Below are 12,272 nucleotides of genomic sequence, written 5' to 3' on the forward strand. Positions count from 1 at the left end.
TAAGAGTAATATGTTTTCTTTTTTAACAGTAAAACAATTGATTATATAGTGAAAGAAAATTATCCTTTCTGACGATTATAGAATATACTAAAGAAGACTGGGAAGACAACTAATGTTAAAATTGTAGCTGTCAGAATACCCCAAACAATAACTACTGCTAGAGGTTTTTGAGATTCAGATCCAATTCCTGTTGACATTGATGCAGGGAGTAGACCTACAAAATCAGTAACTGCTGTCATCAATACGGGGCGTATTCTAGATTTTACACCATTATGAATAGCATCATCTAACAGCATACCTTCTTGTAAATTACTTTTGAATTTAGAAACGAGTAAGACGCCATTTTGTACACAAATACCAAATAGGGCGATGAAACCTACTCCTGCTGAAATTCCAAAATTCATAGTAAAGAACGTTAAACCAAGTATACCTCCAATTAAGGCAAAAGGCACATTCATCATTACAATTCCAGCGTCTTTTACATTATTAAATGTAGTTAGTAGAACAAGGAAAATTAAAACCATAACAACAGGAACGACTTGTACTAACCTATTTTGAGCACGTTCCATGTTTTCAAATTCTCCATCCCAAGAGAAGTGCATTCCTTTACTAATCTTTAAAGTATTTTCTACCTTTTCTTGTGCTTCAGCAACAGCACTACCTAAATCTCTGCCTCTTACAGAGAATGTAATAGCAACAAAACGTTCACCACCACTTCTGTACACAAATGCAGGACCTGTTTTAGTAGTAATGTTTGAAATTTCTCTCAACTGAACCATACCTCCATCTAATGTTGGAACTTTAATATGACCAATCATTTCAGCATCTTGTCGATAGTCTTTCTGGTAACGAACACGAATATCAAAACGTCTTTCATCTTCATACAATTGAGTGGCAGCTTTGCCTCCAATTGCCATTTCAATTACCGATTGAGCATCAGCAGTTGCGACTCCATACAAAGCCATTTTTTCTTGATCTAAATCGATTCTTAATTCAGGTTGTCCAATAAGTTTGATAACATTTAGGTCTGCGATCCCCTCAACGTTTTCCATTATATTTTTTGCTTCATTCGCAAGATCTTCTAATTGAAATAAATCATTACCGTAGATTTTTAATGCTAATGCACCTTTTACACCTGTAACAGCTTCTTCAACATTATCCATGATAGGTTGTGAAAAGTTGAAAGAAACACCTTGGTAATCGTTGAGTTTATCTTCTAATTCTTGAATAATTTCTTCTTTGCTTAAATCACGTTTCCATTCCTCTTGAGGAAATAAATCAACATGAAATTCAATATTAAAAAAGCCTGTTGGATCAGTTCCGTCATTAGGTCGTCCTGTTTGTGAAAGAACACCTCTAACTTCAGGAATCTCACGAATTGTATCTCGTAGCTTTTGTGTCATATCATTGGATTCTGATAGACTGACACTAATAGGCATAAAAGCACGAATATAAATAGCACCTTCATTGAGTTGAGGAAGGAATTCAGTACCTAGCCTTGAACCAAAGAATAATCCAATAGATAGGACAGCACCTGACATTAATACAGTGAATTTTTTACGTTGATACGCCCAAGAAAATGCTCCATAAAATGTTTTTTGCATGAAGCGAGTAAAGAAATTTTCTTTCTCTCTAACATTCTTTTTTAATAAGACACTTACTAAAACTGGAACTAAGGTCAAGGACATGATTAATGCCCCTAACAATGCAAATCCAAAAGTATAGGCCAAGGGAGAGAACATTTTTCCTTCTACTTTTTGGAAGGCAAAAATGGGTACTAACGCTAAAATTGTAATTAATTGAGATGAAAATAAATTAGAGCCTAACTTAGATCCTGCTGTTTTGATTAATCCAAGTTTTGACAACTTATTGAATTTATCCATACCCAATTGTCTAGCTCTTTTGTCTAATACAACAAATAAACCTTCTACCATCACAACAGCACCATCGATAATAATACCGAAATCAATAGCACCTAAAGAAAGTAGATTTGCAGACATGCCTTTCATTCGCATACATACTAAAGCAAATAATAAGGAGAGAGGAATAATAATCGTAACGATAAATGTAGTTCTCCAATCAGCCATAAATAGCAATACAAAAATAACGACGAAGAATACACCTTCAGCAAGATTTTTCGTCACTGTATTCGTTGTAAACTCAATCAACTCCGCTCTATCATAAAAAGGCTCAATTGTAGTCCCTTCAGGAAGAACTCTTTCATTCAAGTCTTTTAATTTTACTTGAAGTCTTTCAATCACTTCACTAGGGTTTTCTCCTCTTCGCATGACAACAATACCTTCTACTAAATCAGGGTCGTCATTTAAACCAACGATTCCTAGTTTAGGTGCAAAAGTCTCTTGCACTTGAGCAACATTTTTAACTAATACAGTAGTATTACCATTTCTTTCAATGATTACATTTTCTATTTCTTTTTTATTGTTCAATAAACCAATACCGCGAACAACATAAGCTTGATTTCTTTTCTCAATAACATCACCACCAACATTAACATTACTTCTTTCTAAAGCCTCATAAAGCTCTAATGAAGTGATACCATATTGTGCCATCAAGTTAGGATCCGCACTTACTTCAAATATTTTGACTTCACCACCAAAACTAACAACATCAGCAATTCCAGGAACAGCTCTTAATTGTCTTTCAATCGTCCAGTCCTGAAGTGTTTTTAATTCTCTGACAGATTGATGGTCAGACTTCAAAGTGTATCTAAAAATCTCTCCTGTAGGTCCTGAAGAAGGTTCCATTTCAGAATCAACACCCTCTGGAAGATCCACATTCATAATTCTATTTGCGACCAACTGTCGAGCCTTGAATTCATCAACATCATCTCCAAAAGCTATAGTCACTACAGAAAGTCCAAACAAAGAGATTGATCTAACTTCAGTTTTTCCAGGAGTAGAATTAACTTCTACCTCAATAGGCAGGGTTACAAATTTTTCTAATTCTTCTGCACTTCTACCAGGCCATTGAGATATAATCCTAACTCTTGGATTTGTCACATCAGGAAATGCTTCAATGGGTGTATTTTGCCAACTAATAACACCTGCAACTATTAGAATCAATGTCATGAAAAAGACAAAGAATCTATTTCTCAGAGAGAATCCAATTATGTTTTGAACAAAGTTTTTCATCAGTGTAATGTTTAGTTTTTAGCGATTTGTTGTTCCATTAATTCAGTAAAAAGCAGTAGTGCTTTCTTTGAAACAACCTTATCATTTTCATCTAAATTTCCAGTGATATAAACTTTATCTTCATTATTGCCTTTTACATCTACAGGAGTAATTTTAAAAATTCCAACATCTTGTTTCACAACATAATCTTTGTTGTTATAAAAGACGATTGCATCATTTGGTACTTCCAAAACAGTTTCATTTGTATTTTGATAGACAGTAACATTCATAGCCATGTTAGGAAGAAGTTTATTGTCTGTATTTTTCATTGCAACTCTGGCACTAAGTACTTTTGTTTCAGGATCAATCATCTTACTCATTTTTTCGATTTTTCCTTCAAAAATTTCATCAGGATATGCCATTGCTCTTGCAACGACATTAGCACCTAACTGTACTTTACTTAAGTCAGATTCAAAAACATTAATTTTTACCCAAACATCGCTTAGATTGACGATAGTGAACATTGATTCTTCAAAATCATCACGAAGTAACATATTGGTATTAATATTTTTTTCTGTCACTGTACCACTCATAGGAGCTCTGACAATGTGAGTAGCATTATTTGATTCACCCATCAATTGTAATGTTTGATTTACTCGATCTAGTTGTGCTTTTGCTGCAGCCAATTCACTTTTAGCGTGCTGTAATTCTAATGCAGAACTTAATCCAGCATCAAATAATGATTCAGCTACCTCAAACTCTTTTTCTTCACGATCTACATTTGCTTTTGCTTCAATCCATTCTTGCTTTACGGCAGCCATATCAGCAGAGTAAATTTTGGCTAGGATCTGCCCTTTTTTCACTTCATCTCCAATAGAAACATAAACGGCTGTTACTCTACCAGAAACTATAGAAGGGATTCTGATTTGCTTATTAGGAAGAGCTTCTACCGTGCCAGTAAGTCTTATTTTATTGGAAAGTTGAGTTGAATTGACTACATCTGTCGTAACAATTTTTTTCATACTATTTGAAAGTGAAGAAGAAGTTTTAATTTCTTCAGTCTTTGCATTGGATGAAGAACAAGATTGTAAAGCTCCGCTTAATGTTCCTGCAATTGTTAAACCTGTGATTAAAGTATATATAGATTTCATGATTGTTCAGATTAATGATTATTGAATAGATAGATATCTTTTCCGACGGTGTAGTTGATATTTTCTTGTGCTTGGAATAAAGTCATTTCTGTATCAAACCATTGCCCAAGATTGTCTCTGTAGCTTTCAAAAAAGTCAATAAACTCTAGAAGACTGAGCTGTTTATTTTGATAACTTTTCGTCACAGCAATCATAACTTCTTCCATTTCATCAGAAAGCTCAGGATCCAATTTTTCATATAATGTTCTCACTTGATTTAATTTTTGAGCGGCTGTATAAATATCGATTTGAAGATTTTTTTCAGCCTCATTAAGGCGAACTTGTTGTTGTTCTCTTGCTATTTTCGCTGCTTGAATTCCTCCTTTATTTCTATCCCAAACAGGTAGGTCAAAAGCTATTTGAATAGCCCAATAATCATTTTGAGCAGCACCTCTTCTATCGTACATTGTTCCTAAATGTAGATCAGGAACAGCCTCAGCTTTTGCAAGAGCAAGGCTTTCTGCAGATTGATTTAGACGTATATTTTCTATCTTAAAATCAAAGCGATGATCTTGTGCAAGGTTTGCCCAAAGTTCTGGATCGGGTAGGGAAGTACTAGGTTTGATTTCTGGTATCGAAATATTTAAATGTACATTGGCTTGAACATTTAATAGTACTTTAATATTAGCCTCGATATCTGCTGCCTCTTGAACCAGATCAAGCCATCCTTTTCGAGCATCTAATAGCAAAGCTTTCAATCGAACAACTTCAGCTTTTGATACATTTCCTTTTTGTGATTGCTCTTTATAGACTTCGACAAGTTTTTCGACAGGTTCGATAGCAACCATATAACTGTTTGCTTTCTCTTGAGTATAATACAGTTCGACCAATTGAGACCTTAAAGATGTTCTCAATTCTCTCAAAGTATTATAAAACTCATATTCCGTAATTTCAGCTTCAATTTTAGCGACGTTTGTTCTTTTACGTCTTTTGCCTGCTGTTTCTATCATTTGGGTAACTTCTACTACCCTTTGTGCATTTTCATCAGTTCTAAACCAAATCTGATCTTGATTATCATACATGGCAAACTCAATCCCTACCTCTGGATTAGGCCATGCTTTTGCTTGAATAATCTCTGCTTTTAAAATTTCTATATTTTGCTTTTCAGCGATTAATGTAAGATTGTTTTGGAGGAATATTTCCTCAGCTTGAGGTATGTTCAACTGTATTGAAAGGCTATCTTCAGCGTTATTTTGAGCATATGAAGTATAAGAAAGGATTGTAAGAAAAATCCCTGTTAGATACTTGTACATAGTATTACCTATTTTAAATTGGAGAAAATCCAATACTTATCAACATATCAAATAAGGATGTTGACAACTTGAAGAATTGAATAGGAATTGTCTGAATAGACGATGATGTGTTAGTTGATAAATCAGTTGCTAACACAAAAAACCGTACAAATAAGCTTATATGTTTCTATTTACTCTAGAAATCTAAAGTGGAAAAAACAAATTGCTGACGGTTGAATACTATGCCACTTTTGGAGGTGGAGTATCTGTAGGAAATGATGGGGATGTGTAAAATAAAGGACGAGCAATAAGAAGTTTACTGTTCGTAGGGAGTTCATCTAAATGAATAGGAACTTGTGGAGTAATGTTTTCTTCTTGATTGATAAACCAAGTAATCGCAACACTATTGACAATGTTTTGATCTTCATCTTCACCAAAAGGATTATCAGGCAGGGCACCCGATTCACCAAAAACATGAACTGAAACTAATTCAAAAATACTTTCAATCTCATTATTTTCTTCATGAGAAAGCATACGATCATTCACATTTACACTTACATTAAGTAAATGTAACGTCATCATAAAGATGAAACTCTTGAATAGAACAGTATGTGTTAGGTATTTTTTCATCAATTGTTTAATACTATACAATAAGTGTATGTATTATTAACTACGTTGCTCTTTAAAATAAGATACCTGTATTTACAACTATTAATTATTTATTTAGAACTAAAGCAAGAGTTAAATCAATTCTACTGATTCCTTCACCTTCTTCTTCAGGAAGTACAATGACTTGTTTAGCACCATTTTCTTCATATTCTATTGTTGTAAGTGTTCCTACAATCAAATCTGCTTGAATACCTAGTGAAAATGTATCTGAAATAATCATATCATATCCTACACCTAATTCTATTCCTAATGTTCCTCCTGAAATTTTAAAATAATCTGAATGATTTATAGAATTGTCAGTAAAAGTACCTTCATTCTCATAATCTAAATAACCGAATCCTGCATTTAATAGAATAGTATTTCCTGATCTTTTATTGATAAAACGAGTCATAAAAAGTGGAGCAATAAAATTCATCACAATTTCATCTTCAATATCTCCTACATTATTAATTGTTTCTTTGTTATGTGCGTTATTGTAAGCGTATTTTAATCCTATCCCAATATATTTATTAAAGAAAAACCCACCTTTTGCAACAATCGTATAACCAAGTTTTAATTGGTCTATATGTCCTTGTAATTGAGAAGGAATTTGAGGGTCAGTGGAAGAAAGCCGATAGCCAATACCACCTCCAATACTAAACCTAAAACGATTTATTTTTTTATTAGAAGTAAAAACTTGTGGTTGGATTGAAGGATCTTTTGTGCCTTTTATGATGAAATAACCATATTTCATATCACTGACTTTCGACATCGCTAGTAAACTCTCCTTTCTAGTTCCTTTAAAGTCGAATTCGAAAAATATATTTTCTTGAGATACTTCTGTAATTTTACAATTAATGGAGTCATTATTAATGGTAACAATAAGATCTTGTGAAAAAAGAGTTTGCGAGAACAGTAAGAAAAGAAAGAGTAGTAGAGTATTTTTCATTGTAATGGATTTATCAACCAGTTCAGTATTCTTAAGTAATTTATAGAAAAAAAATAAAAATTCCACTTTTGATAGTAGTAAAGAATTGAACTTTAATGACAAAAAAAGTCTATCGTTGAATACAATAGACCTTTTGTGAAATTATTTTTTAAATTTTAGTTCAATCAAATAAGGAACATCAACTTCGAGTTTTCGAAATACATATTCTCCGTCTCCTTTGTCAATCATATCATCGAAACAATCATAAGTTTGATAATTATGTTCTTTAAAAGTTTTTAATTGATAACCTTTTGATAAAAATGGACGCATCATTTCCTCTAATGAATGTACCCAAAAATATTCAGGAAGATTAAGAGGAGTTTCTCCATCATAACTTGTTTCAACCATTTCTTCATAACTGCCTTTGTTATAATAATGGTATTCTGGTACAAAAGTATCCCAATTTAAAGTATAGATAAATGGGTGCATTTCTACCATATAAAATTCACCACCATCATGGAGATATTCATTGATAATTTTCCCCCATTCTTCGAGATCTGGAAGCCAACAAACGGCACCGTAGGAAACAAATACCATATCGAACTTCTCAGTTGTTGGTAAATGATCTCGTATGTCATAAAGGTTGGAACAGATAAAAGAAGCATTCTTTATTCCTAATTCATCTTTGATCTGATTTGCTTTGTCAATTGCAGTATCCGAAATATCCAATCCTACAACTTCTTGTACACCCATTCGTGCTAATGAAAGAGTATCAAGTCCAAAGTGACATTGTAAATGTAAGATCCTTTTCCCTTGTACATCTCCAATACCAGCTAACTCTACTTTTTTGAGAGCGGTTTCACCTTTCATAAAACCCTCAACATTGTACATCTTAGAAGCTACATGCCCTTCTACTCGAGCATTCCATTGTTTTTTATTTGCTTCAAATTCTTTAATGTGTTCCATTTGTTTATTGTATTATAAATCATATTCTATTTAACCAACTCATATTATAGAGTCTAAACATCATAAACATACCAAACTCATTATGACAATTATTTTGCCTATCGAGTTTTTCAGTAATGACAAGTTGATCTAATATTGAAAATGCTTGATCATATCCTTTTGACATAAAGCGATCATCGGAAGTCGTTCCCAAACTGCTATGAACATGAAGACCTCGATTATACTTTTTCGAAAAAGTCATGATAATTAATGTAGTAATTGATTTGCTTGTTGAAAAAACAAGATTTTCTCTTATTAAGATGAATCAATTTTAATGCATAGCAAAAAGCCCGTCTTTGAAAAAGGACAGTTAAAATTGATTGGTTTATCAGAGAAAATAACTACATGACTTTTATCGTGTGATATGTTTAGAAGTGAATATTCTTTTAGAGAAGTACAATTTTAAATAAAATTTAATATAAACAAAAATCCCTTTATGAATAACTGTATTACAATGAAGGGATTAGTGTAAGTTTTATCCTTTTTGAAGTAAATCAATAATTTTCTTACCAAGTACAGTACTTATTTTTTCATAAGATTCGAATGACCATCCACCGACATGAGGGGTAAACAGAACACGACTATCTTGACTTAATTTATTGAAAATTCGCTCTTGTTCAGAAGTGAGTGTATTCAGCTTTTCATTTTCTAAAACATCTAACCCTGCAGCTAAAATTTTATTGTTATCTAATCCCCATTCTATTGTTGAAAATGGAATAACTTCTCCTCGTGCTAGATTTAAAAGATAAATAGGTTTTTGAAATCCGCTCAAATAATCTTTTGTCACTAAATGCTTATTATCTTTATTCAAGGGAATATGAAAACTTAAAATATCCGCTTCTTTTTGGATCTGCGCTAATGTTGCTTCTTGAGCGTATTCATCACTATAGTTTTCTTTTCCATTATCATATGCCAAAACTTTACAGCCAAAACCAATTAAACGTTTGGCAAAAGCTCTTCCCATATGTCCATATCCTATAATGCCAACGGTTCGTGTAGAGACTTCATGTCCTCTATTTTCTTCTCGTTGCCAAAGTTTTTTTCTTACTTCATCATTTCCAACATGAAGATAATTCATTAAACATAACATCATTGCTACTGTATGTTCACCTACAGCATCCATATTTCCCTCAGGGGCATTGAGTAGAGTAATTTTTCTACGTTGTAGGTACTCTTCATCAATTTCATCTACACCTGCTCCAGCTCTTGCAATAAATCGTAACTTAGGCGCTAAATCAAGTAAGTCTACACCTACTTTCATTTTACTTCTTAATACTAAACCATTATAATCTTTTATCTTTTCGGGAACTTCATCATGTGTGATATCTGGACAATAGGTATACTCAATATTTGCATCATCAAAGATGGAAAATATTGCATCATGTAGTTTATCAATGATTAAAACTCTTGCCATAGGTGCTATATTAAATGTATATTATGTTAGAATACGATAATCAACTATAATAATGTAAATATCTTATTATTCTTTGGTATAAAAATACGTTAGACAATCAAATATAGGAGCAATAATGAAAAGCCTATTAAAAAATTACTTATCAATCACACTTTTTTTTCTCTTAACAATAATATCTCTCCAAGTTCTAGGACAAAGAAAATACAAGTCTTATGAAATGGATGGTCAAAACCTTAAAATCAATACCAATGATGGACAAATTTTATTAAGACCTTTTGATTCTCAAATCATAGAAGCTCAATTCTATCCAAAAGAAACAAAAACATTACCCTTATCGGATGCTGTTATTATGGCTCCAAATAAAATTCTACCTGAAGTAGTAGATAGAGGTAAATTTTTATTATTTAAAATTCCTGAAGGTATTGAGGTAAAAGTAGAAAAGTCTCCTCTTCGTCTCAGTTATTATTTTAATGAAAAATTACTCCTTGAAGAAAGTAAAGGCTATTTTGATGCAGATACTTTAAAGGGATTTAAATTTAAAATACAAGAAGGAGAAGCATTATACGGTGGTGGAGAAAGAGCTTTACCACTGGATAGAAAAGGTTATCGATTACCGCTGTACAATAGAGCACATTATTCCAATGAAGAAGTGGCTATTCAAATGAACTATGGAATGCCACTAATGATTTCTTCTAATAAATATGCTCTACTCTTTGATAATGCTCCAATAGGTTTTATTGACGTGGGTAAAACGAAGGAAGGAGAACTTTCTTTTGAATCAATAGGAGGTAGGTCTAGCTATGTTGTAGTTGCAGGATCTGATTTTAAAAACCTATTAAAAGAATTTACAGATTTAACAGGAAGACAACCTTTACCACCACTTTGGGTATTTGGTAATTTCGCTTCTAGGTTTGGTTATCATTCACAATTAGAAGTTGAAAATACAGTTGCTGAATTTAGAAAGAAACAAGTGCCTTTAGACGCTATTATACTAGATCTCTATTGGTTTGGAAAAGAAGTAAAGGGAACAATGGGAAATCTGGAATGGTATACAGAAGCTTTTCCAGAACCAGATAAGATGATTAAAAACCTAAAGGAAGAAAATGTCAAAACAATTTTAATTACTGAGCCATTTATTCTTACCTCTTCTTCAAAATGGGAAGATGCTGTAGAGAATAAAGTTTTGGGTACTGACAAATACGGAAAACCCTATGTCTATGAGTTTTTCTTTGGAGAAACAGGATTAATTGATGTTTTCAAACCCGAAGCACAAGATTGGTTTTGGAATATATATAAAGGTTTAATTGATCAAGGTGTTAGTGGATGGTGGGGAGATTTAGGTGAACCTGAAGTCCATCCTAAAGAATTGCAACATATCAATGGTTCAGCTGATGAAGTTCATAATATTTATGGGCATCAATGGGCAAAAATAATTCATGACGGTTATAGAAAAGATTTTCCAAATACACGTCCGTTTATATTAATGCGTTCAGGGTATGTAGGTTCTCAACGATATGGAATGATTCCTTGGTCTGGAGATGTAAATCGCTCTTTTGGTGGTTTAACACCTCAACCTCAAATTTCAATGACCATGGGACTTTCTGGTGTTCCTTATATGCATTCAGATTTAGGAGGTTTTGTTAATTGGAATAACAAGCAAGAAGATATTCTAGAACTTTACGTCAGATGGCTACAGTATGGAGTTTTTCAACCTATTTATAGACCTCATGCACAAGAAAATATACCTTCTGAGGTAATACACTATGAAGGAAAAACCTTTGATATAGTAAAAAGATATATTGAATACCGTTACAAAATGCTTCCTTATAATTATACCTTAGCATATGAAAATGCAACGACAGGTATTCCACTTCTTAGGCCTCTTTTTATGGAAGAAGAGAATGATTCCTTGAAAAATATTTCAGACAGCTATATGTGGGGAGATACTTATTTAGTTGCTCCAATCACAAAAAAAGGAGAAAGAAAAAGAAAAGTCTATTTCCCTAAAGGTCAAAATTGGTATCAGTTATGGACTGGAAAGAAATTTAAAGGAGGAGAATGGGCAATGGCTAATGCACCATTAAAAGATTTGCCTGTTTTCGTAAAAGCTGGAAGTATTATTCCTTTAGCATCTAAAAAATTACAGTCTACAGAGGATTATAATTCATCAGCTTTGACCCTTCAGATATGGCAAGATGAATCAATAGAAGAAAGTTCAAAAGTCATGTATGTCGATGATGGTAAATACAAAGGAGCTATTGAAGAAAATCAATTTCAATTACTCATTTTTTCAGCTGAATTTGATAAGAAAAGCATCGAACTTTCATTGTTAAAAGAAGGTAGTTACCATAATGCTCCTGAAAGTAGAACCATCACTTTGGAGATTCATAATTTTAAAAACATGCCTAAATCTATAGGTATTGATAAGAAAAGTAATGAGATAGATCCATCAAAAATAAAGTATGATAAACTTAAAAAAATTCTTTATGTCACCTTTGATTGGGATACGGACGAAAAAGAAATTTATATTCAAAAAATGAAAGAATAATGAAAAAGGCTTTAGTTAATATAAAAAACTAAAGCCTTTTTTGACATTTGTAAAAAATGATATTTATCTTAAAAGTATGAACTAAACCAATAGCGTCCTAAACGTTTAAAAAAGTGTGAGAAAAGTTTAAGTATCTCAATTAACTTTGAGTTGCATAAAAAAAACATATTCTCACA

Annotated in this window: 9 protein-coding genes; 1 reads left to right on the forward strand and 8 read right to left on the reverse strand. The window is 32.5% G+C overall.

Annotation, left to right across the window (positions count from 1 at the left end; all coding sequences use genetic code 11):
• Nucleotides 1–59 precede the first annotated feature (59 nt).
• The 8 genes from ACXAHM_RS21070 to ACXAHM_RS21105 form a co-directional block, all read right to left on the reverse strand.
• On the reverse strand, nt 60–3,152 hold the full coding sequence (locus ACXAHM_RS21070; protein ID WP_474964396.1) for an efflux RND transporter permease subunit: 3,093 nt from the start codon (nt 3,150–3,152) through the stop codon (nt 60–62).
• 11 nt (nt 3,153–3,163) lie between these two features.
• The gene (locus ACXAHM_RS21075) at nt 3,164–4,282 is read right to left on the reverse strand and encodes an efflux RND transporter periplasmic adaptor subunit (protein ID WP_474964398.1); all 1,119 of its coding nucleotides are present in this window, start codon (nt 4,280–4,282) and stop codon (nt 3,164–3,166) included.
• Nucleotides 4,283–4,293: 11 nt separating this feature from the next.
• A complete protein-coding gene (locus tag ACXAHM_RS21080; RefSeq protein WP_474964402.1) occupies nt 4,294–5,574 on the reverse strand; it encodes a TolC family protein in 1,281 nt (426 codons plus the stop codon).
• Between the two features lie 219 nt (nt 5,575–5,793).
• A complete protein-coding gene (locus ACXAHM_RS21085) occupies nt 5,794–6,135 on the reverse strand; it encodes a hypothetical protein (protein WP_474964405.1) in 342 nt (113 codons plus the stop codon).
• A 133-nt stretch (nt 6,136–6,268) separates the two neighbouring features.
• The gene (locus ACXAHM_RS21090) at nt 6,269–7,150 is read right to left on the reverse strand and encodes an outer membrane beta-barrel protein (protein WP_474964408.1); all 882 of its coding nucleotides are present in this window, start codon (nt 7,148–7,150) and stop codon (nt 6,269–6,271) included.
• Between the two features lie 141 nt (nt 7,151–7,291).
• Nucleotides 7,292–8,095 carry a class I SAM-dependent methyltransferase gene (locus tag ACXAHM_RS21095; RefSeq protein WP_474964410.1) on the reverse strand — a complete coding sequence of 268 codons (804 nt, stop codon included), beginning with the start codon at nt 8,093–8,095 and terminating at the stop codon, nt 7,292–7,294.
• Between the two features lie 19 nt (nt 8,096–8,114).
• Nucleotides 8,115–8,336, reverse strand: coding sequence for a hypothetical protein (locus tag ACXAHM_RS21100; protein WP_474964412.1), 222 nt, complete (start codon nt 8,334–8,336; stop codon nt 8,115–8,117).
• A gap of 273 nt (nt 8,337–8,609) precedes the next feature.
• Nucleotides 8,610–9,548, reverse strand: a complete 939-nt coding sequence (locus ACXAHM_RS21105) for an NAD(P)-dependent oxidoreductase (protein WP_474964414.1) — start codon at nt 9,546–9,548, stop codon at nt 8,610–8,612.
• A 115-nt stretch (nt 9,549–9,663) separates the two neighbouring features.
• Between ACXAHM_RS21105 and ACXAHM_RS21110 the strand changes: the two genes are divergently transcribed.
• Nucleotides 9,664–12,096 (forward strand): TIM-barrel domain-containing protein, encoded by a 2,433-nt coding sequence (locus ACXAHM_RS21110; RefSeq protein ID WP_474964416.1) that lies wholly within the window; start codon nt 9,664–9,666, stop codon nt 12,094–12,096.
• The last annotated feature ends 176 nt before the right edge of the window (nt 12,097–12,272 follow it).

The organism is Flammeovirga sp. AWQ4_249 (assembly GCF_056161045.1).